Raw genomic sequence first — 23,290 nt, 5'->3', positions numbered from 1 at the left:
CCGTCTAGGCGATCCCGTCTAGGCGACCCCATCAAATACCGCGTCATCCGGCCCGACATAGTGCGGTGAGCGCCAGCTGACGTCGCGCATCGAATGCTGCACCTGGTTTTCCACGCCTAGCAGGGTGGCGAAAATCGCCATCCTCACCGGAATGCCGTTGTCGGTCTGGCGGAAGATCGCCAGGCGCGGATCGTGGTTGAGATCCGTGCTCAGGTCGTTGGCGCCCGGCCTGCCATCGCGCGGCAGGGGATGCATGACGATGGTGCCGGCGCCGCAGGTGGCGTCGATCAGCGCCTGGTTGATCTGGAAATCGGGGGCGTAGCCTTCTATCGCTTCGTCGGCGAAGCGTTCTTTCTGGATCCGGGTTGCGTACACGATGTCAGCCCCCTTCAATCCCTGCGCCAGCGAGGCCGATTGCTCCACCGTGTGGCCGCCGCGGGCGATGCGTTCCAGGATATGGGCCGGCATCTCCAGCGTCGGCGGCGCCACCAGGGTGAACCTGAGGCCGCGATACAGGGCCAGCAGCTTGATCAGCGAATGCACGGTGCGGCCGTACTTCAGGTCGCCGACCATGACGATATGGGCGCCGTCGACCAGTTTCCCCAGGCGCGAGAACTCACGCTGTATGGTGTACAGGTCGAGGATAGCCTGGCTCGGGTGTTCGCCCGGCCCGTCGCCGCCGTTGATCACCGGGATATTCGTGGCGCGGGCGAATTCGTCCACCGCTCCCTGTTCCGGATGCCTGACTACCAGCGCATCGGCATAACCGCTGATGACGCGGCTGGTGTCGTAGATCGACTCGCCCTTGGTCATCGAAGAGAAGGTAAAGCCGGTGGTGTCGCACACCGAGCCTCCCAGTCGGCAAAAAGCCGCGCCAAAGCTGATACGCGTGCGCGTGCTGGCTTCAAAGAACAAATTGGCTAGCACCGCCCCCTCGAGGATGCGCGAGACCTTCTGGCGCCTTGCAATGGGCTGCATGATGTCTGTCACGCGGAACAGCTGCTCCAGTGAATCGCGTGAGAACTGGTCGACCGACAGCAGCTGGGGCCTGCCGTTATAAGAAATCTGCTCGCGGAGCGGCGCATCTGTTTTATTGACATATACGCTCTGCGTTGAAGCAGATTTAAGCAATTCGGCAGCCAGGATTTCGCCGACAAATTTGCTGACAATGTCCGGCATGACCCTGAATTCGCTGGACGTTTCCGGAAGCAGCCAGGTGTCCAACGCACGCTTGCGAATGCCGATGCGGTCGGAAAAATTGTCCCGGGTCAGGTTCAGGCGACGCATGGCGTCGCGCAGGAAAGTTTGTTGATCACTCATTCTCGCCACCTTTATATACGCTAAGCGTACATTAAAGGTTTGGATTTATCCTGTCCAGGCTTTTTTCCTTCTTTCATGCTGCCCATTATTTAGGCAAGAGAAAATTTTTCTTGAAAACAGGTTCAAGAGGCTCAAAAACCCAGGCAAACAGCCCGATTTTCGGATTTTGTGGATAAAGCTGTGGATATCGTGTTTTTTAATTGTGGATATCTGAGATAGTTTTCCACAGCCATCTTTTTATCCAAGAACTATTCTTTTGCGATACACCGATTACTCAGGCTTTATCCAATCCATAAGTACTTGAATGAATGGTCAAATAGGCAGTTACCCACAGAAAAGCAGTTAGTTAACTACTACTACTATTTATATATATAAATCTTTAAATACAAAACCGAAAAACCTTTTCTTTTGAAGTTGCTTTTAAAAAAATATTTAACAAAAAGAAATAAAAACAGCTTTTTTTCAAAAACCTTCTTTTCTTGATTCAAAAAATGCATCTATTTCAACGGTAGAAAAGAAGAGATCCAGAACGAGGGTTGTGGATAAGTCTTTGGATAACTAGTGGAATCCAATGTGAATAAACCAGGACAAGCGTCAGGCCGTCATTTTTATCCAAGAAATGTTCTTTCCAGATACAAGGTTTACTCAGCATTTATCCAAGCCGTAAGTTATTGAATGAATAGTCAAATTCATAGTTATCCACAGAAAAGCAGGTGGTTAACTACTACTACTATTTATATATATAAATCTTTAAATACAAAGCTGAAGAAGCTGGATTTGCAAAAAGGACGAGTTTTCTTCTCTAAAAGATGCTTTTGAAGCATCAGTTTTTCCAGATTGACTGCAATATCGCAAAAATTGCAGCGATGACCGGTTCGTCCTTGCGTTTTTCCAGGGTGATAAACGAAAGTTCGGTGGATAAATTGACCGTATCGGAAATCACCAACCCGTGGGCATGTGCTTCACGTAATGCAATTGACTCCCGCACCAGAGACAAGCCGACTCCGGATTTCACCAGGTCAAGCATCGAAGGTTCCTGGTCGACCAGCGCAACTTTGTTTGGCGTGACTTTGTATTGAGCAAAAGTTTTGCTGAGTAAACGATGATGGGCTGACTCGGGTGGAGCCCAGATCCAGGGCAGTTTGGCCAAAGCCGGCCAGTCTTTTCCGGAAACCCGGCTTTTCCAGCCGGATGGTGCAAGCACGCAGTAAGTAAATTGTGTCAGTGTGAGCCGGTGAAAGTTTTTGTTGGGCGTACCGAGGTAATAACCGACATCGAGATGGCCGGATTTGATTTGCTGTAGTACATCGCCAGACATGCTGTGCTGCAACTGTGTAGAAAGCTGGGGATAACTTTCCACCAGGCGCTGCAGGAAAGCGCCCAGCCGGATGAATTCAGGATCGAGAATGGTGCCGATCGCCAGTTTTCCGCTCAGGATTTCCGAGCTGTCCGAGTGCAGGCTTTCTGCCTGCTGGCGCATTTCGGCCATGGCGGCGATTGCGCGTTCGGCAAATGGCAGCAACTTGATGCCTTCGTCGGTCAAAGCCATGCCGCTGGGGATGCGCGTAAACAGTTGCAGGTTCAGGCTGGCCTGCAGCGACTTGATTTGCAGGCTGACCGCTGGTTGCGTGACGTGCAGGAGTTCGGCTGCGCGTGTCAGGTTGCCCTCCCTGGCGACGGTGAGGAAGGCGCGAAGCTGGGTAATGTCCATGTGCGTAATCTTTAATCAGGATGGTTTTATTATTAGTATTGCTTATATTGATATTGATCATAACTCATTGGATTGTTGGCAAAGCTAGCGATATTCTGGGAAAACGCTAACCGAACCCGGTTTTACCAAAAGGAATCCTTATGACTACCGAATTCAATTCGACGCCCAGCCCGACTCCGCTCATTCAACATTACATCAACGGCAAGCTGACAGAATCCGCCAGCGGCCGTTTGCAAGACGTGTTCAACCCGGCCACCGGCGCGGTTTCGGCCAGGGTTGTGCTGGGCAGCGTGGAAGAAGTCAACGCCGCGGTTGCCGCCGCATCTGCAGCTGCGCCGGCATGGGCTGATACCGCACCGCTGAAGCGTGCGCGGGTGATGTTCAGGTTCAAGGAATTGATGGAGCAGCATCACGATGCGCTGGCGGCGGCGATTACGCGGGAACACGGCAAGGTGTTTTCCGATGCCAAGGGCGAAGTGACGCGCGGCCTGGAAATCGTCGAATTTGCTTGCGGTGTTCCGCATCTGCTGAAGACGCAATTTACCGACAATATCGGCGGCGGCATCGATAACTGGAACCTGCGCCAGCCGCTGGGCGTCACCGCCGGCATCACGCCATTCAATTTTCCGGTAATGGTGCCGTTGTGGATGGCGCCGATGGCGATTGCGACCGGCAACACATTTATCCTCAAGCCTTCCGAGCGCGATCCGTCGCCGTCGTTGATGATGGCTGACTTGTTCCGCCAGGCCGGTTTGCCGGATGGCGTATTCAATGTGGTGCAAGGCGACAAGCTGGCAGTGGATACCTTGTTGCAGCATCCCGATGTGAAGGCGGTGTCGTTCGTCGGATCTACGCCTATCGCGGAATATATTTACCAGGAGGGCGCCAAGCGCAAAGGCGTTTATCCACTGAGAGTACAGGCGCTGGGAGGCGCCAAGAATCACCTGGTGGTAATGCCGGACGCCGACCTGGACCAGGCGGTGGATGCGTTGATGGGTGCTGCTTACGGCTCGGCCGGGGAACGCTGCATGGCGATATCGGTGGCGGTGGCCGTCGGCAATGTCGCCGACAAATTGATAGAAGCGCTGATTCCGCGCGTGAAAGCGCTGAAGATCAAGAACGGCATGGAAGCCGATGCGGAAATGGGGCCGGTGGTCAGCGCCGTGCACAAGGAAAAGATCGAAGCTTATATCGAAGGCGGCGTTGCTGCCGGCGCCAGGCTGCTGGTCGATGGCCGGGGCCTGAAAGTTGCGGGACTGGAGCAGGGATTTTTCCTTGGCGGATCGTTGTTCGACCAGGTGACGCCGGAAATGAAAATCTACCAGGAAGAGATTTTCGGACCGGTTCTTTGCATCGTCCGGGTGCCTGATTTTGCTGCTGCCGTGAGCCTGGTCAATGCCCACGAATTCGGCAACGGCGTAGCGCTGTTCACCTCGGACGGCAATACCGCGCGCGAGTTTTCGCGGCGCATCGAGGTCGGCATGGTCGGCATCAACGTACCGATTCCGGTGCCGATGGCGTGGCACTCCTTCGGCGGATGGAAGCGCTCGCTGTTTGGCGATACGCATGCATACGGAGAAGAAGGAGTGCGGTTTTATACGCGCTATAAATCGATCATGCAGCGCTGGCCGCAGACCATTTCAAAAGGCGCGGAATTCACCATGCCGGTCGCTAAATAAATGGTGTAAATAATTATTTTAAAAACGGTATAAATAATATTCATGTTCTATACAGATCTCGTTCTGTGATGTTTCATTTTTTTGAGAAGCGCAGAATGGGATTTTGAGAATCAGGCGGCAAAGCAGGTTTGCACAAGACAAAAAAACAGAAAGAGACGCATGGAATCAGCAGGCAAGTACGACTACATCATCATCGGTGCGGGGACCGCCGGCTGCGTGCTGGCGAATCGTTTGACACAGGACGGTTCGGTTAAGGTATTGCTGATAGAAGCAGGCGCCAAGGACGATTACATCTGGATCCATATCCCTGTCGGCTACCTGTATTGCATCAACAATCCGCGTACCGACTGGATGTACCGGACTGAGCCTGATGCCGGCTTGAATGGGCGCAGCCTGATTTATCCGCGCGGCAAGGTGCTGGGCGGAAGTTCGTCGATCAACGGCATGATCTACATGCGTGGCCAGGCCCGGGATTACGACCAGTGGGCAGAACTCACCGGTGATCCTGCATGGCGCTGGGAGCAGGTGCTGCCATTGTTCAGGAAGAGCGAAGACCACTATAACGGCGCCAGTGAATTCCACGGCGCCGGCGGCGAATGGCGGGTTGAAAAGCAGCGCTTGTCCTGGAAGATCCTGGATGCTTTCCGCGATGCTGCGGCCGAAACCGGCATCCCCAAGGTTGATGACTTTAACCGCGGCGACAATGAAGGATGCAGTTATTTCGACGTGAACCAAAAGCGCGGCATCCGCTGGAATGCGGCCAAGGCTTTTTTACGTTCTGCCAGCGGCCGCGGCAACCTGACGATCATGACCGGCTGCCAGGTAAAGCGCCTGTCGCTTGAGCGTGGCGAGCAGGGGTTGGTGTGCAAGGGCGTCGAGTTTTCCGGCGGCGGCAAGGAATGGCATGCCGAGGCCAGTCGCGAAACCCTGCTGAGCGCCGGCGCTGTCGGTTCTCCGCAAATCCTGCAGTTGTCCGGCATCGGTCCGGCGGCGCTGCTGCAGCAGCACCAGATCCCAGTCGTGCAGGATACCCCGGGTGTCGGCGAGAATCTGCAAGACCATTTGCAGATCAGGATGGCGTTCAAGGTCAGCGGCGTCAAAACCCTTAACGCCATGAGCGGCAGCTGGCTGGGCAAGGCCAGGATCGGCCTGGAATACCTGCTGATGCAGAGCGGTCCGATGTCGATGGCGCCGTCGCAGCTGGGGGCGTTCGCCAAGTCCGATCCGGGGCAGGCCACGGCCAACCTGGAATATCATGTGCAACCGCTGTCGCTGGAAAAATTCGGCGATCCGCTGCATGCTTTCCCGGCTTTTACCGCCAGCGTCTGCAACCTGCGGCCCAGTTCGCGCGGCCATGTGCGGATCGCTTCCGGCGCGGCCGGGGAGGCGCCGAAAATTACCCTGAATTACCTGGATACCGAGGAGGACCGCAAGGTTGCCGCAGCGTCGCTGCTGCTGACGCGCAGGATTGCCGCCGCCCCGGCGCTGCAGAAATATGCGCCGGAAGAATTCAAGCCCGGCCCGCAATACCGGACCGAGGAAGAACTGATCAAAGCCGCCGGCGAAATCGGCACCACCATCTTTCATCCCGTAGGGACCTGCAAGATGGGCCGTGGCGACGATCCGATGGCGGTGGTGGACAGCCAGCTGCGGGTGAAGGGTGTAGGGGCGCTGCGCGTGGTTGACGCGTCGGTGATGCCGACCATCACTTCCGGCAATACCAATTCGCCGACCCTGATGATTGCGGAAATGGCGGCAAAATTCATCAAAGAGGACGCCGGCAAATGAAAATAAGGGCTTGGTCCTGGGCGCCGTTCAGGATATTTTGTAAGACATGGCTAATTTATCCAAAGTTTTTGTATAGTATTTCTACGTATTGCCCCGGCAGAGCGGCAACGGTTAGTATCCGTAAAAAAATATAAGGCTGATAAGGCGCTTGCAATACCATCTGTGAGCGGTTCCGATAAGGCAACATGCATAGGAGACCGGATGACTGACATCATCTTGGAGACAAAAAACCTGACCAAGGAGTTCAGGGGGTTCACGGCCGTCAATGGCGTTAACCTGCAGGTCGAGCGCGGCCATATCCACGCGCTGATCGGTCCCAACGGGGCAGGGAAGACGACTTGTTTCAATCTGCTGACCAAATTCCTGGTGCCGACTTCCGGCCAGATCCTGTTCAACGGCCGTGATATCACGACCGATGCACCGGCCCAGATCGCGCGCCAGGGCATTATCCGTTCCTTCCAGATTTCCGCCGTGTTTCCGCATTTGAGCGTGATGGAGAATGTACGCATAGGGCTGCAGCGTACACTGGGCACTTCCTACCATTTCTGGAAAAGCGGCAAATCGCTGGCGCAGCTGAACCAGCGCGCGATGGAACTGCTGGCGGAAGTTGACCTCACCGAGTTCGCCGATACCCTGACCGTCGACCTGCCTTACGGCCGCAAGCGGGCGCTGGAGATTGCGACTACCCTGGGCATGGAGCCGGAACTGATGCTGCTGGATGAACCGACCCAGGGCATGGGGCACGAAGACGTCGACCGCGTCACGGCGCTGATCAAGAAAGTTTCCGCCGGCCGCACCATCCTGATGGTGGAGCACAACATGAACGTGGTGTCAGGCATCTGCGACAAGATCAGCGTCCTGCAGCGCGGCGCCATGCTGGCCGAGGGCCGCTATGAAGAAGTATCCAAGAACCCGCTGGTGATGGAAGCCTACATGGGCACCAGCACCGAGGCACTGGCAGGAGCGCATTGATGTCCGCAGTCCAATCTCCAAGCGTCAGCGCCGCAGCCCAAAGCACGGCTGCGCTGAGCATCGAAAACCTGCAAGCCTGGTATGGCGAATCGCATATCCTGCACAACGTCAACCTCAGCGTGAACAAGGGCGAAGTGGTGACGCTGCTGGGCCGCAACGGCGCCGGCCGCACTACCACCATGCGTGCGATCATGGGCTTGACCGGCGCCCGCAAAGGCTCGATCAAGATCGGCGGCGTCGAGACGATCGCGCTGCCGACCTACAAGATCGCGCATCACGGCGTCGGCTATTGTCCCGAAGAACGCGGCATTTTTTCTTCCTTGTCGACCGAAGAAAACCTGCTGTTGCCGCCGTCGCTGTCGATTACCGAAAAGGGCATGTCCGTCGACGAAATCTACGACATGTTCCCCAACCTGAAAGAACGCAGGAACAGCCAGGGCACGCGCCTGTCGGGCGGCGAACAGCAGATGCTGGCGGTTGCGCGCATCTTGCGCACGGGCGCGCGGCTGCTGTTGCTGGACGAGATATCCGAGGGCCTGGCGCCGGTGATCGTGCAGACGCTGGCGCGCATGATCACCACCTTGAAAGCCAAGGGATACACGATCGTGATGGTGGAGCAGAACTTCCGTTTTGCGGCGCCCCTGGCGGACCGTTTTTACGTGATGGAGCACGGCCAGATCGTGGAGTCGTTTGCGTCGTCGCAGCTGGAACAGAAAATGCCGGTGTTGAATGCTTTGTTGGGTGTGTAGGTCTGGACGGGGAGTTCCGCTTGCTGCGGATGCAGCCGCGGGATAACGGGTGGTTTAAAAAATGGAGAAGACAATGAATATCAAGTTAAAGACTTTGGCAGTCGCAGTGAGCAGCACTGTCGCCCTCGGCCTTGCCGCGCCGGCCTCGGCGCAGATTTCCGGCGACGTCATCAAGATCGGCTTCATCACGGACATGTCGAGCGTTTACTCCGATATCGACGGCCCCGGCGGCGCGGAAGCCATCAAGATGGCGATCGCCGACATGGGCGGCGCCATCAACGGCAAGAAAATCGAGCTGGTGGTGGCGGATCACCAGAACAAGGCCGACATCGCATCGAGCAAGGCGCGCGAGTGGTTTGACCAGCAAGGCCTGGACGTGCTGATCGGCGGCACCAACTCCGGCACTGCGCTGGCGATGGCGAAGATTGCAGCGGAAAAGAAGAAACCGTTCTTTGAAATCGGCGCCGGCAGCACCCGCCTGACCAACGAAGAGTGCACGCCTTACACCGTGCACTATGCCTACGATACTTACGCATTGGCGCATGGCACCGGTTCGGCGGTTGTGAAGCAAGGCGGCAAGAGCTGGTATTTCCTGACTGCCGATTATGCTTTCGGCGCGTCGCTGGAAAAAGATACGACCGCGGTAGTGAAAGCGTCTGGCGGCACCGTGTTGGGCGCGGTCAAGCATCCGTTGAACGCCTCTGACTTTTCTTCCTTCATGCTGCAGGCGCAGTCGTCCAAGGCGCAGATCATCGGCCTGGCGAATGCCGGCGGCGACCTGATCAACTCGGTCAAGGCCGCCAACGAATTCGGCGTCACCAAGAACGCCAAGCTGGCCGGCCTGCTGGTGTTCATCAACGACATCCATTCGCTGACCCTGAAGCAGACCCAGGGCATGTACCTGACCGACAGCTGGTACTGGGACCAGAACGACGAATCGCGCAAATGGGCGAAGCGTTATTTCGAGAAAATGAAAAAGGAACCGTCCAGCCTGCAGGCCGCGGATTACTCGTCGGCGATGCAATACCTGGCTGCGGTCAAGGCCACAGGCACCGATGATGGCGACAAGGTAATGGAGCAGCTGCGCAAGGCCAAGTTCAACGACATGTACACCAAGAACGCTTATCTGCGCGCGGATGGCCGGGTAGTGCACGACATGACGCTGTACCAGGTCAAGACGCCGGCTGAATCGAAATATCCTTGGGACTACCTGACCAAGATCCAGACCATTCCGGGCGAACAGGCTTTCACGACCAAGGCCGAGAGCAAGTGCGCCTTGTGGAAGTAACGAGGCTGCCGCGCCTCTGCTGAGGATGCGGCCCGGTGCTGACGATATGCCTGGCGCGCCGCGCAGTGCAGGGGTGTGTTTCACCCTGCGCTGCGTGGCGCGCTGTTCGATAGTCCTTCACTCGCACGAGTGATCTTTTGATGACATTGCCATGGAAATATTCGGCATTCCCTTTCAAGCCTTGATGAGCCAGCTGCTGCTGGGGCTCGTCAACGGCTCGTTCTACGCCATGCTGTCGCTCGGCCTGGCAGTGATCTTCGGCTTGCTCAACGTGATCAATTTCGCCCACGGTGCGCTGTACATGATGGGCGCCTTCCTGGCCTGGATCGGGCTGACCTATTTCAACCTGAACTACTGGGTGATGCTGGCCCTGGCGCCGCTGCTGGTGGGGCTGTTCGGGATCATCATCGAGAAGACCATGCTGCGCTGGCTGTACAAGCTGGACCACTTGTACGGCTTGCTGCTGACCTTCGGCATCACCCTGATGGTGGAGGGCATCTTCCGCTCGTTCTATGGCGTTTCCGGCCAGCCGTTTTCGGTGCCGGAACTGTTGAGCGGCGCCACCGACCTCGGCTTCATGGTGCTGCCGAACTATCGCGCCTGGGTGGTGCTGGCTTCGCTGACAGTGTGTTTTGCGACCTGGTTCGTGATCGAGAAGACCAAGCTGGGCGCCTACCTGCGCGCCGGCACCGAGAATCCGAAGCTGGTCGAAGCATTCGGCGTCAACGTGCCGCTGATGGTGACCTTGACCTACGGCTTCGGCGTCGCTTTGGCGGCCTTTGCCGGGGTGCTGGCGGCGCCGGTGATCCAGGTGTCGCCACTGATGGGTTCGAACCTGATTATCGTCGTATTCGCGGTTGTGGTGATCGGCGGCATGGGTTCCATCATGGGTTCCATCATTACCGGCCTGGCGCTGGGCGTGATCGAAGGATTGACCCGCGTGTTTTATCCGGAGGCGTCGGCCACGGTGGTGTTCATCGTGATGGCGATTGTGCTGATGATCCGGCCTGCAGGCCTGTTCGGCAAAGAGAAATGAGCGGAGCGGCTATGAACATGAACAAGAAAATAGGCTACGGTTTGCTGTTGGCTGCGGCACTGGCGGCGCCGTTCGGCATTTATCCGGTGTTCCTGATGAAGATCATCTGCTTCGCGCTGTTTGCCTGCGCGTTCAACCTGCTGATCGGCTTTACTGGATTGTTGTCGTTTGGACATGCTGCATTCTTCGGCGGCGCCGGCTATATCGCAGGTTATGTCTTGACCAAGCTCGGCTTGCCGACTGAAGTGGGCTTGCTGGCAGGGACTGCGGCGGGCGCCCTGATCGGCCTGGTAATGGGCAGCCTGGCGATCCGCCGCCAGGGCATCTACTTCACGATGATTACCTTGGCGCTGGCGCAGATGCTGTATTTCGTTTGCCTGCAAATGCCGTTCACCGGCGGCGAGGATGGCTTGCAGGGTGTGCCGCGCGGGCATCTGTTCGGTTTTATCGATCTCGGCAACGACCTGACTTTGTACTATGTGGTGCTGGCGATTGCAGTGGCTGGCTTCGCGCTGATCATGCGCACCGTGAACTCGCCGTTTGGCCAGGTGCTGAAAGCGATCAAGGAAAACGAGCCGCGCGCCATTTCGCTCGGCTACGACGTCAGCCGCTACAAGCTGCTGGCCTTTGTCCTGTCGGCCGCGCTGTCAGGCCTGGCCGGTTCTACCAAGACCCTGGTGCTGGGTTTTGAAACGCTGACCGACGTGCACTGGACCATGTCGGGGCTGGTGGTGCTGATGACCTTGGTGGGTGGTTTGGGCACGATCATAGGACCGATCGTCGGTGCGCTGATCATCATCGTGCTGGAGAACAAGCTGGGCGATATCGGTAACTGGCTGGCCTCGGTGACGCATATCGAATGGTTCAGTGGACTTGGCGAGTCGGTCACTATCGTTACTGGCTTTATCTTCATTGTCTGCGTGCTGGCGTTCCGGCGCGGGATTGTCGGTGAAATCTCGGCCTTGCTCAAGCGTTCCGGCGCCAGATGACGTAGTCCCGGCCGTATCTTTAAAAGCCCGTACCCAGCTTGGCTGGTACGGGCTTTTTGTTTAGGGGATAGGGATATCTGGACTGCTTAAATATTAAGCAGTCGTGCCGAAGTTAATTAAGTTGCTTGCTTGAACTTTTCCATCCTGTTCAGCCAATCGAATTACTTGGATAGCTATGACTAAATAACATAGCTGCCTGGCATGCTCACCCGGGCCCGGACACGTAAAATTGCGTGTCTTTAATATCGCCTGGTTCATCATGCCTGAGTTATTCCCCGATTTCCTTATCCTTGCCCTTGCCAGTTTTGTTGCCGGCTTGATTGACGCCGTGGTCGGAGGAGGGGGCTTGATCCAGATACCTGCCTTATTCTCGATGCTGCCCAATGCCGCGCCGGCTACCGTATTCGGCACCAACAAGCTGGCCGGGATATTCGGCACCAGCGCCGCCGCGGTCAATTTCGCCAAACGGGTCAAGCTGGCATGGAGTGCGGCATTGCCCGCAGCGGGAGCGGCATTCCTGTTTGCCTTCCTCGGTGCCTATACCGTAACGCATATACCGACTGAGGCCATTCGCAAATCGCTGCCGTTCATTTTGCTGGCGGTCGCGATATACACGGTGAAGAAGAAAGATTTCGGCAGTATTCATGCTCCTCTGCATACCGGCTCGAAAGAGAAGCTGCTTGCGGTGCTGATCGGCGGTGGGATTGGTTTTTATGACGGTGTTTTCGGCCCTGGTACAGGTAGCTTCCTGATTTTCCTGTTTGTGCGATTTTTCGGTTTCGATTTCCTGGCTGCTTCCGCCGTATCCAAGGTTATCAATGTGGCGACCAACCTGGCTGCCTTGCTGTGGTTTGGATATAGCGGGCATATCATCTGGCAGCTTGGATTGATAATGGCTATCTGTAATGTTGGTGGTTCGTTGGTTGGTACACGCTTGGCGCTGAAACATGGAAGCGGTTTTGTACGGAAGCTGTTTTTGCTGGTGGTGTCGGTATTGATCTTGAAAACGGGTTACGACGCCTTCCTTAAATAATTTTCTCGACGCCACCACTAACGGCGATTGTTTCACGTGAAACAATCGCCGTTGTTGTTTTGGGCGCGATAACTCCGGTTTGTTCAATGTTTCACGTGAAACAATCGCGACACTGTGTGCGGGAGGGTGTAAGCGATAGCTGCATGCTTTATAATCACGCCTCAGCCCACTGTTTTTCATCGTCTCCAAGAGGCGCACTATGCTTTTTCCTACACATTTTGATGTAATCGTCGTCGGCGGCGGCCACGCCGGCACCGAAGCCGCGTTGGCGTCTGCCCGCATGGGCCAGAAGACTCTATTGTTGACACACAATATCGAGACCTTGGGCCAGATGTCGTGCAACCCTTCAATCGGCGGGATAGGTAAGGGCCACCTGGTAAAAGAGGTTGATGCGATGGGTGGTGCAATGGCTATCGCTACCGACGAAGCGGGCATCCAGTTTCGTATCCTGAATTCCTCAAAGGGGCCGGCAGTACGGGCGACCCGCGCACAAGCTGACCGTATCCTGTACAAGCAAGCTATCCGTTCGCGCCTGGAAAACCAGGAAAATCTCTGGCTGTTCCAGCAAGCGGTGGATGACCTGCTGGTGGAGGGTGATCGCGTGGTCGGCGCCGTTACGCAAGTCGGTATCCAGTTCCGTAGCAGGGCAGTGGTGCTGACCGCCGGTACTTTCCTGGATGGGAAGATCCACGTCGGCCTCAACAACTACTCCGCCGGCCGTGCCGGCGATCCGCCTGCAATCTCCCTGTCGGCGCGCCTGAAAGAATTGAAACTGCCGCAAGGCCGCCTGAAGACTGGCACGCCGCCGCGCATCGACGGCCGCACTATTGATTTTTCCGTGATGCAGGAACAGCCGGGCGATCTCGATCCGGTGCCGGTATTCTCGGTAATGGGCAATACCGCCATGCATCCGGCCCAACTGCCTTGCTGGATTACCCATACCAACCAGCAAACGCATGACATCATCCGCGCCGGCCTTGATCGCAGCCCGATGTATACCGGCGTGATCGAAGGAGTAGGGCCGCGCTACTGCCCATCGATAGAAGACAAGATCCACCGCTTTGCAGGCAAGGATTCGCACCAGATATTCTTGGAGCCGGAAGGGCTGACAACCAACGAGTTCTACCCTAATGGCATTTCGACAAGTCTGCCGTTCGACGTGCAGCTGGCCCTGGTGCATTCGATGCGCGGGCTGGAGAACGCCCACATCTTGCGTCCCGGCTATGCAATCGAATACGATTATTTCGATCCGCGCGCCTTGAAGGCTTCGCTGGAAACCAAGTCGATCCAGGGCTTGTATTTTGCCGGCCAGATCAATGGCACTACCGGTTATGAAGAGGCAGCCGCCCAAGGCATGCTGGCCGGCTTGAACGCCGCGCTGCAGACGCAGGAGCGCGATGCCTGGACACCGCGCCGCGACGAAGCTTACCTTGGCGTGCTGGTGGACGACCTGATTACCCAGGGCGTGCAAGAGCCTTATCGCATGTTCACCAGCCGCGCCGAGTACCGCCTCAGCCTGCGTGAAGATAATGCCGACTTGCGCCTGACCGAAATCGGCCGCCAGCTGGGTTGCGTCGGCGATGCCCAATGGACGCAATTCGAGAAAAAGCGCGAAGCGGTTGCGGTCGAGATGGAGCGCCTGCGCTCAACCTGGGTCAACCCGCGCATCGTGGCCGAAGCCGAGGCAGAGCGCTTGCTGGGCAAGGCCATCGAACGCGAATATTCCCTGGTCGACCTGCTGCGCCGTCCAAACGTTTCTTACGATCAACTGATGACGCTCAAGGGTCTCGATGGCCAGGACCTGGGCGGTCCGGGCGTGCAGGACGACACGGTCAAAGAGCAGGTCGAGATCCAGGTCAAGTACGCCGGGTACATCGACCGCCAGGCGAAGGAAGTCGAGCGCCATGAACATAATGAAAACCTGAAGCTGCCCGCCGACCTGGACTACATGGACGTGCAGGCGCTGTCTATCGAAGTGCGCCAGAAGCTGAATCTGCACCGGCCGGAGACCTTCGGCCAGGCTTCGCGCATTTCCGGCGTTACGCCGGCCGCCTTGTCGCTCTTGCTGGTGCACCTGAAAAAGGGCGGCATGAAGCGGCTGAATGCAGACGATCAGGCTGCCTGATTGCTTAGTTATCAACTATCTGATCAACTACCATCAAGGTAATTGCCGGGATAATCGAGGAGTGGCAACATGAGTTCAACGCAGACCGCGCCGGCGGCAAAACAAGCGCTGGAAGCGAGCCTGCAGCAAGGTGCGTCAGCACTGGGAATCACGCTGGACCAGGACCAGCAGCAGCAACTGCTGGCTTACCTGGACCTGCTGGCAAAGTGGAACAAGGTTTATAACCTGACTTCGATCCGCGAACCGGCGCAGATGATGACCCACCATTTGCTGGATTCGCTGGCGGTAGTGCCGGCTTTTTCCGAGGCAAAGAATGTGCTCGACGTAGGCGCCGGCGGCGGCCTGCCGGGGATGATCCTGGCGATATGGGCCGGCAAGGCCAGGCCGCAGATGCGGGTGTCGATGGTCGACACGGTGCACAAGAAAACAGCATTCCTGACCCAGGTAAAAGCCGAGCTGGGCCTGGGCAACGTCAGTGTTCACACCGCCCGGGTAGAACAGTTGCAGGTAGCGCAGAAATTTGATGTGATCACTTCGCGGGCATTTGCGGAGTTGGCCGATTTTATCAACTGGTCGGCGCATTTGCTGACCGATGACGGCCAGTTCATCGCGCTGAAAGGCGTGCGGCCGGATGAGGAGGTCGCGCGCTTGCCGGCCGGCTGGGAAGTCACCGAAATCAGGCCTCTGGCGGTACCGGGGCTGGATGCAGAACGCCACCTGATTTTTATCAAACGCAAATAACAGCGGGAGCAAATCCATCATGACTGCATTTTTCCACGCCCTTGGCATTACCGACGTCTGGCAACTAATCGTTGCAACCATGGTGTTCCTGGCGCTGCCCGGCGCGGGTACGTTTTGCATCCTGACCAGCGCCGGCAGGGAAGGCGTGCGCGGCGGTTACGCCTCGCTGTTCGGCATCATGCTGGGCGATGCGGTGCTGATGTTCCTGGCGGCGATAGGCGTGGCCGCGCTGCTGACCGCCAATCCGCTGGTGTTCAAGGGCGTGCAATACCTGGGTGCGGCCTACCTGGCTTACCTCGGCTGCAAACTGCTGTTCGCCAGGAAGAGCGAGGGCGCCAGCGCTGCCGTGGGTTTCGCCGGCGTCAGCAATTTCACCCGCGGTTTCCTGGTGACGCTGATCAATCCCAAGGCGATCGTGTTCTACATGGCGTTCTTCCCTTTGTTCATTGATCCGGCGGCACAGCGCGGCAGCCTGACCTTCCTTACCATGGCTGCAATCATCTCCAGTTGCGCGCTGTTTTACGGTAGTCTGCTGGTACTGCTCGGGAATACCGCGGCCAAGCGCCTGGGACACAATCGCCGTATTGCTGCATTCGCTTCCAAGGCCGCGGGCATTTTCCTGATCGGCTTTGGCATCAAATTAACGACTAACTAATCACGACCTTTACACCAATACATGGCAAAAATATTTTGTGTCGCCAATCAAAAGGGCGGGGTCGGTAAAACCACTACCGCCGTGAACCTGGCCGCCGGCCTTGCGCAACTGAACCAGCGGGTGCTGCTGGCGGACCTCGATCCGCAAGGCAACGCCACCATGGGGGCGGGGATCAACAAGGGCACATTGTCTGCCACGATTTATGAAGTATTGCTGGGTATCTCCGATATCAAATCGGTGCGCAAGACCTCCGAGACCGGCGGTTTCGATGTGCTGCCGGCGAATCGCGAACTGGCCGGCGCCGAAGTGGAAATGGTCGAACTGGAGAATCGCGAAAAGCGTTTGAAAGATGCTTTCATCGCGGTTGCCGACGAGTACGATTTCATCCTGATCGATTGCCCGCCGGCGCTGTCGATGCTGACCTTGAACGGCTTGTGCGCGGCACATGGCGTGATCATCCCGATGCAGTGCGAATATTATGCTCTGGAAGGCTTGTCTGACCTGGTCAACACCATCAAGAAGGTGCACGCCAACCTGAACCCGGACTTGAAGATCATTGGCCTGCTGCGGGTGATGTTCGATCCGCGCATGACTTTGTCGCAACAGGTGTCGGTCGAACTGGAAAAGCATTTCGGCGACAAGGTGTTCAAGACCGTGATCCCGCGCAACGTGCGGCTGGCCGAAGCGCCTTCCTACGGCATGCCGGGCGTCAGCTTTGACGCTGCATCCAAGGGCGCGCAGGCTTATATCGCTTTTGGCGCAGAGATGGTGGAGCGTATCAAGACCATGTAATGCACAGCTTATGTACAGCCTTATACAGCTTTAATCACAGGCTTATCCATAGGTTTATTCACAGGGTTATCCACAGCCTGTCACAACGTTATCAGTAAAACAGTAATCTACGGTAGGAAAAAGATGGTCACGAAGAAATCAAAAGGACTGGGCCGCGGCCTTGAAGCACTGCTGGGCGGATCAACCGACATCACCGAGGCAGTGCCGACCATTGCCGGCGCGCCGTCGGTGTTGGCCGTGACAGTCATGCAGGCCGGCAAATACCAGCCGCGTACCCGCATGGACGAAGGCGCGCTGGCTGAGCTGGCGGCGTCGATCAAGGAGCAGGGCTTGCTGCAGCCGATCCTGGTGCGGCCGATCGCCTTGCACAACGGCGCCCAGCATTATGAAATCATCGCCGGCGAGCGCCGTTTCCGGGCGGCCCAGCTGGCCGGCCTGATCGAAGTGCCGGTGCTGGTCAAGGATGTCGACGACCAGACCACGGCGGCGATGGCGCTGATCGAAAACATGCAGCGCGAGGACCTGAATCCGCTGGAAGAAGCGCAGGGTATCCATCGCCTGATCACCGATTTCAGTTTCACCCACGAACAGGCGGCGGTATCGGTAGGGCGCTCACGCAGCGCGGTCTCGAACCTGCTGCGCCTGCTGAACCTGGCCAAGCCGGTGCAGACCATGCTGATGGCGGGCGATATCGACATGGGGCACGCACGGGCGCTGCTGGCGGTGGACGCCGCAACTCAGATCACGCTGGCTAACCAGGTGGTCGCCAAGCGGATGTCGGTGCGCGATACCGAAAAACTGGTGGTGCGCGCCACTACCGAAGCCGATGGCGCCGGCCGGCCCGCCAAGAACAAGGAAAAGTCGCGCGATATCGCACGCCTGGAAGAAGAATTGTCGGATTTGCTGGCAACCCAGGTGACGATCAAGACCGCCGCCAAGAATCGCGGCCAGCTGATCATCGATTTTTCCGACCTGGATACGCTGGACGGTTTGATCGCGCGGCTCAAAGGCGCTGAATAGAAAATCGGGACACTTCACATTATTGGTGCACAGATCACAATCAGGATGATTGTCGGTACGGTTGCACGGCCCGTAAAACGGGCTTCCGCAGGCAAGTGGATCTGTTGCATAAGCTTATGATTCGGCAGCAAAAGTTTGACGAAAGCCGCGCCCAGCCTTTATAATCCTCGGGCTTCTAAATCAGCCGTGGACTTGCCTTAGTTACGTGTTTAACTGCGCGCATTAACTGCGATGTGTCAGCCGCGTTCGTCAACTGCGTTGCAAGAGCGGCTTCGCACAATATTGGGTCAGTATGCTGCGCATCGTGCTTATGCAATTTGTTACTACGGTCGTGCTGGCAAGTGTGGCAGGTTTACTGGCCGGCGTATCCGGATTCTGTTCCGCGCTTTTAGGTGGTGTGTGCTGCGCGGTTCCCAACGGACTGTTCGCTCTCCGTCTTTACATCAGCGCGCGCAAACCAGGTGGCGCCAACCCGATGTCTTTTTTCATCGGAGAGTTTGTCAAAATTGCTACAACGATTGCGCTAATTGGCGCGGTCGTATGGTTGTACCACGATTTGAATTGGCCGGCATTCATCGTCAGCTTCATCGTGGTACTCAAAAGTTACATAATCTTACTTTTTAGACATCGATCATGACTGTAGCTTCAAGCGACGCACTAACCCCCTCAGAGTATATTGTCCATCACCTTGGACATTTTTCAACTGGCCATCAATCCAAGATAGTCGATTTTTCGATCATCAATATCGACACGATCTTCTGGTCGCTGTTCGCCGGCGTGGTCGGCTGCCTGTTGATGTACCTTGCCGCGCGTAAAGCGACTGCAGGCGTTCCGGGTCGCTTCCAGGCTTTCGTCGAAATGGTGGTCGAGATGGTCGACGACCAGGCCAAGGGCATCGTCCACGGCGACCGCAGCTTCATCGCGCCGCTGGCGCTGACCGTGTTCATCTGGGTCGCCCTGATGAATTCGCTCGACTTCCTGCCGGTCGACCTGTTCTCCAGCTTCTTCAAGCTGGTCGGCCTGGACGGCCTGATTTCCCACCACCGCGTGGTGCCGACCGCCGACCTCAACGGCACCATGGGCATCGCCCTCGGCGTGCTGGTGCTGATGCTGTACTACAGCTTCAAGATCAAGGGTTTTGGCGGTTTCCTGCACGAACTGGTGGCGGCGCCTTTCGGCATCTGGCTGGCTCCTGCCAACCTGCTGCTGAACCTGATCGAATTTGCTGCAAAGACTGTGTCGCTGGCGATGCGGCTGTTCGGCAACATGTATGCCGGCGAACTGTTGTTCCTGCTGATCGCGCTGCTCGGTTCGACCGCCACCGCGTTTGGTTTTGTCGGACATGTCGTGGCCGGCTCGATCTGGGCGATCTTCCACATCCTGATCGTGTTGCTGCAAGCGTTTATTTTCATGATGCTGACGCTGGTGTATATCGGCCAGGCACATGAGGCGCACTAACCGGCGCCGGATTTGAATCAGTAGTTGTTCTTGTTTTGGTTTTGTTTTTTTGTATTAATTTTTGTATTCACTTAACTTTGAAGGAATTGTCATGACTGATCTGTCTTTTGTTGCTTTGGCTTGTGGTTTGATCATCGGTTTGGGCGCTATCGGTGCTTGTATCGGTATCGCAATCATGGGCGGTAAGTACCTCGAAGCATCGGCACGTCAACCAGAACTGATGAACACTCTGCAAACCAAGATGTTCCTGCTGGCCGGTCTGATCGACGCTGCGTTCCTGATCGGTGTTGGTATCGCCATGTTGTTCGCATTCGCAAATCCGTTCATCGCTAAGTAATTTAATCAAGCGTAACCGAATCTGCTGAGTCACTTCAGCACACGTTATTCTGAGAAGGAAATTACCGTGAACTTAAACGCAACATTGTTTGCTCAGTTCGTGGTCTTCTTTGTCCTGGCGCTGTTCACGATGAAATTCGTGTGGCCGCCACTGACCAAGGCGCTCGATGAGCGCGCCAAGAAGATTGCGGACGGCCTGGCAGCCGCTGATCGCGGCAAGGCAGATCTGGCAGCCGCTGAAAAGCGCGCTTCGGCAGAACTGGCGACCGCGCGCGACGAAGGTCAAAAGCGCATTGGCGAAGCTGAAAAGCGCGGCCAGCTGATCGTCGACGAAGCCAAGAAAACGGCTTCGGAAGAAGCTGCCCGCATCATCGCTAACGCTAAAGCCGAAGCGGAACAGCAAATGACCAAGGCACGCGAAGCTCTGCGCGGCGAAGTTGCGACCCTCGCGGTCAAAGGCGCCGAACAGATCCTCAAGCGCGAAGTCAACAGCGCGGCGCATGCCGACTTGCTGAACCAACTGAAAACAGAGCTGTAATCATGGCTGAACTTGCAACGATTGCTCGTCCTTATGCAGAAGCGCTGTTCCGTGTAGCCAAGTCGCAAGACCTTGCTGCGTGGGCGAATCTGGTTGCCGAAATGGGCCAGGTAGCGGTCCATTCCGATGTGAAGGCGCTGGCGCACAATCCGGCCGTCTCGCATCAGCAAATCGCGGATACGTTCCTGGCGCTGCTGAAATCGCCGCAGGCGGCCAACGCCGAAGCCAAGAACTTCGTCGCGACGCTGGTTGACAACGGCCGCCTGGTCGCTTTGCCGGAAATCGCCGAGCAATTTCAAGTGCTGAAGAATGCACAAGAAGGCGCCGCCGATGCCGAGATCACCAGTGCTTTTGAAATGACCGAAGCGCAAGTGAAGGATCTGATCGCGACGCTGGAAAAGAAATTCGGCCGCAAGCTGAACCCATCGGTCACTGTGGACAACTCGCTGATCGGCGGCGTACGCGTAGTGGTCGGCGACGAAGTGTTCGACACCTCGGTACGCGCCAAGCTGCAAGAGCTGCACGCTGCCTTGGCTGCCTGAGACCCCTGCGTATTTGCGTAACTGAGCAACGAGAAAAATTTTAGGAGTTAACATGCAACTCAACGCGTCTGAAATCAGCGAACTGATCAAGAGCCGGATTCAAGGCCTTGGCGATACTGCTGAAATTCGCAATCAAGGCACGGTTATTTCCGTGTCCGACGGTATCTGCCGTATCCATGGTCTGTCTGACGTGATGCAAGGTGAGATGCTGGAATTCCCAGGCAACACATTCGGCCTCGCGCTGAATCTCGAGCGCGACTCTGTCGGCGCCGTTATTCTGGGTGACTTCGAACACATTTCCGAAGGCGATACAGTTAAATGTACCGGCCGTATCCTGGAAGTGCCTATCGGTCCGGAACTGCGCGGCCGTGTAGTGAATGCACTGGGCCAGCCTATCGACGGCAAGGGTCCGGTCAACACCAAGCTGACAGCGCCGATTGAAAAAATCGCGCCAGGCGTTATTGCCCGTCAATCCGTTTCGCAGCCAATGCAGACCGGCATCAAGTCGATCGACTCGATGGTGCCGATCGGCCGCGGCCAGCGCGAACTGATCATCGGTGACCGCCAGACCGGCAAGACCGCTGTGGCGATCGATGCGATCATCAATCAAAAGGGCCAGGACGTGACATGTATCTATGTCGCTATCGGTCAAAAAGCATCGTCGATCAAGAACATCGTGCGCTCGCTGGAAGCACACGGCGCCATGGAATACACCATCGTTGTTGCTGCATCGGCTTCCGAGTCGGCTGCGATGCAATACCTGTCGGCCTACTCCGGCTGCGCAATGGGCGAATATTTCCGTGACCGCGGTGAAGATGCGCTGATCGTGTACGACGACCTGTCCAAGCAAGCTGTTGCATACCGTCAGGTATCGCTGCTGCTGCGCCGTCCACCAGGCCGTGAAGCTTATCCTGGCGACGTGTTCTACCTCCACAGCCGTCTGCTGGAACGCGCGGCACGCGTGAACGAAAAGTACGTCGAAGATTTCACCAAGGGTGAAGTCAAGGGCAAGACTGGTTCGCTGACTGCCTTGCCGATCATCGAAACCCAGGCTGGCGACGTTTCCGCCTTCGTTCCGACCAACGTGATTTCGATTACCGATGGTCAGATCTTCCTGGAAACTTCGTTGTTCAACGCCGGTATCCGTCCTGCGATCAACGCCGGTATTTCGGTGTCGCGCGTTGGTGGCGCTGCCCAGACCAAGGTAATCAAGAACCTGTCCGGCGGTATCCGTACCGACTTGGCGCAGTATCGTGAACTGGCTGCGTTTGCGCAGTTTGCTTCCGACCTCGACGAAGCGACCCGCAAGCAGCTGGACCGCGGTGCACGCGTTACCGAGCTGCTGAAGCAAGCGCAATACTCGCCGTTGTCGATCTCGCTGATGGCTGTGACTCTGTTCGCGGTCAACAAGGGTTTCCTGGACAGCATCGAAGTCAAGCAGGTACTGCCGTTCGAAAGCGGCCTGCACAACTTCATGAAGACCAGCCACGCGCCTTTGCTGCAAAAGATCGAAGAAACCAAGCAACTCGACAAAGATGGTGAAGCTGCATTGTCTACTGCCGTTGCTGATTTCAAAAAATCGTTCGTGGCTTAATTTAACTGGAGCACGGAATGGCTACAGGTAAAGAGATACGCAGCAAGATCAAGAGCGTAGAAAATACGAAGAAGATCACCAAGGCGATGGAAATGGTCGCCGCATCCAAAATGCGCAAGGCGCAGGACCGGATGCGTGCGGCACGTCCCTACAGTGACAAGATTCGTAATATCGCTTCTAACTTGTCGCAAGCCAATCCAGAGTACACGCACCCGTTCATGGTGAAGCAGGACAACTCCAAGAACGTTGGTTTCATCGTCGTCACCACAGACAAAGGTCTGTGCGGCGGCATGAACACCAACTCCTTGCGTTTGCTGACCTCGAAACTGCGTGAGCTGGAAGGACAAGGCAACAAGGTTCAGGCGGTAGCGATCGGCAACAAGGGTCTGGGTTTCCTCAACCGGATCGGCGCCAAGGTCGTTGCGCATGCCGTGCAGCTGGGCGATACGCCGCATCTGGACAAGCTGATCGGGCCGGTCAAGGTACTGCTCGATGCTTACCAGGAAGGTCGCCTGGACGCGGTTTATCTGGTGTACACCAAGTTCATCAACACGATGAAGCAAGAGCCGATGCTGCAGCAACTGCTGCCGCTGTCGAGCGATCGTCTTGAGGCTGATAAAAAAGGTTCGCATTCCTGGGACTACATTTACGAGCCGGATGTGCAAAGCGTCATCGATGAATTGCTGGTGCGTTACGTGGAAGCGCTGATTTATCAGGCTGTCGCAGAAAACATGGCGTCCGAGCAGTCGGCGCGCATGGTGGCGATGAAGTCGGCCAGCGACAACGCGGGTAACGTGATCGGCGAACTGAAACTGGTCTACAACAAGACGCGTCAAGCTGCGATTACCAAAGAACTCTCGGAAATCGTTGCCGGTGCGGCTGCCGTCTAGCGCGCTACGCGCTTAACAGAAACTTATTTTTATA

General features: G+C 56.6%; 22 protein-coding genes. 20 read left to right on the top strand and 2 right to left on the bottom strand.

Going from position 1 to position 23,290, the window contains the following annotated elements; all coding sequences use genetic code 11:
• Positions 1-18 precede the first annotated feature (18 nt).
• Both BM062_RS08655 and BM062_RS08650 read right to left on the bottom strand, forming a co-directional pair.
• Entirely contained in the window at positions 19-1,320 is a 1,302-nt protein-coding gene (locus BM062_RS08655; protein ID WP_092395835.1) for an aspartate carbamoyltransferase, read from the bottom strand.
• Between the two features lie 823 nt (positions 1,321-2,143).
• A complete protein-coding gene (locus tag BM062_RS08650; protein ID WP_092395833.1) occupies positions 2,144-3,031 on the bottom strand; it encodes a LysR family transcriptional regulator in 888 nt (295 codons plus the stop codon).
• A gap of 140 nt (positions 3,032-3,171) precedes the next feature.
• Here BM062_RS08650 and BM062_RS08645 point away from each other — a divergent pair, with 140 nt between their 5' ends.
• From BM062_RS08645 to atpG, 20 genes are all read left to right on the top strand, one after another.
• Positions 3,172-4,710, top strand: coding sequence for a CoA-acylating methylmalonate-semialdehyde dehydrogenase (locus BM062_RS08645; RefSeq protein ID WP_092395831.1), 1,539 nt, complete (start codon positions 3,172-3,174; stop codon positions 4,708-4,710).
• Positions 4,711-4,869: 159 nt separating this feature from the next.
• The gene (locus BM062_RS08640) at positions 4,870-6,498 is read left to right on the top strand and encodes a GMC family oxidoreductase (protein ID WP_092395829.1); all 1,629 of its coding nucleotides are present in this window, start codon (positions 4,870-4,872) and stop codon (positions 6,496-6,498) included.
• A 201-nt stretch (positions 6,499-6,699) separates the two neighbouring features.
• Complete coding sequence (locus tag BM062_RS08635; protein WP_092395827.1) at positions 6,700-7,470, top strand: ABC transporter ATP-binding protein; 771 nt, start codon at positions 6,700-6,702, stop codon at positions 7,468-7,470.
• Complete coding sequence (locus tag BM062_RS08630; RefSeq protein ID WP_092395825.1) at positions 7,470-8,219, top strand: ABC transporter ATP-binding protein; 750 nt, start codon at positions 7,470-7,472, stop codon at positions 8,217-8,219. The genes BM062_RS08635 and BM062_RS08630 overlap by 1 nt, the downstream gene beginning before the upstream one ends.
• Before the next feature lie 79 nt (positions 8,220-8,298).
• Complete coding sequence (locus tag BM062_RS08625) at positions 8,299-9,507, top strand: ABC transporter substrate-binding protein (RefSeq protein WP_092396122.1); 1,209 nt, start codon at positions 8,299-8,301, stop codon at positions 9,505-9,507.
• A gap of 151 nt (positions 9,508-9,658) precedes the next feature.
• Positions 9,659-10,543: a branched-chain amino acid ABC transporter permease gene (locus tag BM062_RS08620; protein ID WP_092395823.1), complete on the top strand. Its 885-nt coding sequence runs from the start codon at positions 9,659-9,661 to the stop codon at positions 10,541-10,543.
• Positions 10,544-10,560: 17 nt separating this feature from the next.
• A complete protein-coding gene (locus BM062_RS08615; RefSeq protein WP_092396120.1) occupies positions 10,561-11,532 on the top strand; it encodes a branched-chain amino acid ABC transporter permease in 972 nt (323 codons plus the stop codon).
• 259 nt (positions 11,533-11,791) lie between these two features.
• Positions 11,792-12,565, top strand: a complete 774-nt coding sequence (locus BM062_RS08610) for a sulfite exporter TauE/SafE family protein (protein ID WP_092396118.1) — start codon at positions 11,792-11,794, stop codon at positions 12,563-12,565.
• A 199-nt stretch (positions 12,566-12,764) separates the two neighbouring features.
• The gene (gene mnmG, locus BM062_RS08605) at positions 12,765-14,690 is read left to right on the top strand and encodes a tRNA uridine-5-carboxymethylaminomethyl(34) synthesis enzyme MnmG (protein ID WP_092395821.1); all 1,926 of its coding nucleotides are present in this window, start codon (positions 12,765-12,767) and stop codon (positions 14,688-14,690) included.
• 69 nt (positions 14,691-14,759) lie between these two features.
• Positions 14,760-15,431: a 16S rRNA (guanine(527)-N(7))-methyltransferase RsmG gene (rsmG, locus tag BM062_RS08600; protein ID WP_092395819.1), complete on the top strand. Its 672-nt coding sequence runs from the start codon at positions 14,760-14,762 to the stop codon at positions 15,429-15,431.
• A gap of 19 nt (positions 15,432-15,450) precedes the next feature.
• A complete protein-coding gene (leuE, locus tag BM062_RS08595; RefSeq protein WP_092395817.1) occupies positions 15,451-16,086 on the top strand; it encodes a leucine efflux protein LeuE in 636 nt (211 codons plus the stop codon).
• Between the two features lie 21 nt (positions 16,087-16,107).
• Positions 16,108-16,878, top strand: coding sequence for a ParA family protein (locus tag BM062_RS08590; RefSeq protein WP_092395815.1), 771 nt, complete (start codon positions 16,108-16,110; stop codon positions 16,876-16,878).
• 123 nt (positions 16,879-17,001) lie between these two features.
• A complete protein-coding gene (locus BM062_RS08585) occupies positions 17,002-17,898 on the top strand; it encodes a ParB/RepB/Spo0J family partition protein (protein ID WP_092395813.1) in 897 nt (298 codons plus the stop codon).
• 292 nt (positions 17,899-18,190) lie between these two features.
• Complete coding sequence (locus BM062_RS08580) at positions 18,191-18,535, top strand: ATP synthase subunit I (protein WP_092395811.1); 345 nt, start codon at positions 18,191-18,193, stop codon at positions 18,533-18,535.
• A complete protein-coding gene (atpB, locus tag BM062_RS08575; RefSeq protein WP_092395809.1) occupies positions 18,532-19,356 on the top strand; it encodes a F0F1 ATP synthase subunit A in 825 nt (274 codons plus the stop codon). The genes BM062_RS08580 and atpB overlap by 4 nt, the downstream gene beginning before the upstream one ends.
• Positions 19,357-19,447: 91 nt before the next feature.
• Complete coding sequence (gene atpE, locus BM062_RS08570; protein WP_011872763.1) at positions 19,448-19,693, top strand: F0F1 ATP synthase subunit C; 246 nt, start codon at positions 19,448-19,450, stop codon at positions 19,691-19,693.
• A gap of 66 nt (positions 19,694-19,759) precedes the next feature.
• Entirely contained in the window at positions 19,760-20,230 is a 471-nt protein-coding gene (locus BM062_RS08565) for a F0F1 ATP synthase subunit B (protein ID WP_092395807.1), read from the top strand.
• Between the two features lie 2 nt (positions 20,231-20,232).
• Positions 20,233-20,772 (top strand): F0F1 ATP synthase subunit delta, encoded by a 540-nt coding sequence (locus BM062_RS08560; RefSeq protein ID WP_092395805.1) that lies wholly within the window; start codon positions 20,233-20,235, stop codon positions 20,770-20,772.
• A 52-nt stretch (positions 20,773-20,824) separates the two neighbouring features.
• Positions 20,825-22,366, top strand: a complete 1,542-nt coding sequence (atpA, locus tag BM062_RS08555) for a F0F1 ATP synthase subunit alpha (protein WP_092395803.1) — start codon at positions 20,825-20,827, stop codon at positions 22,364-22,366.
• Positions 22,367-22,383: 17 nt separating this feature from the next.
• Complete coding sequence (gene atpG, locus BM062_RS08550) at positions 22,384-23,256, top strand: F0F1 ATP synthase subunit gamma (RefSeq protein ID WP_092395801.1); 873 nt, start codon at positions 22,384-22,386, stop codon at positions 23,254-23,256.
• Positions 23,257-23,290 lie beyond the last annotated feature (34 nt).

The sequence above is a fragment of the Collimonas sp. OK412 genome, assembly GCF_900112135.1.
Classification (GTDB): domain Bacteria; phylum Pseudomonadota; class Gammaproteobacteria; order Burkholderiales; family Burkholderiaceae_D; genus Collimonas; species Collimonas rhizosphaerae.
Note: the sequence above shows the minus strand (reverse complement) of the source record. Positions and strands in the feature narration are given on the sequence as shown.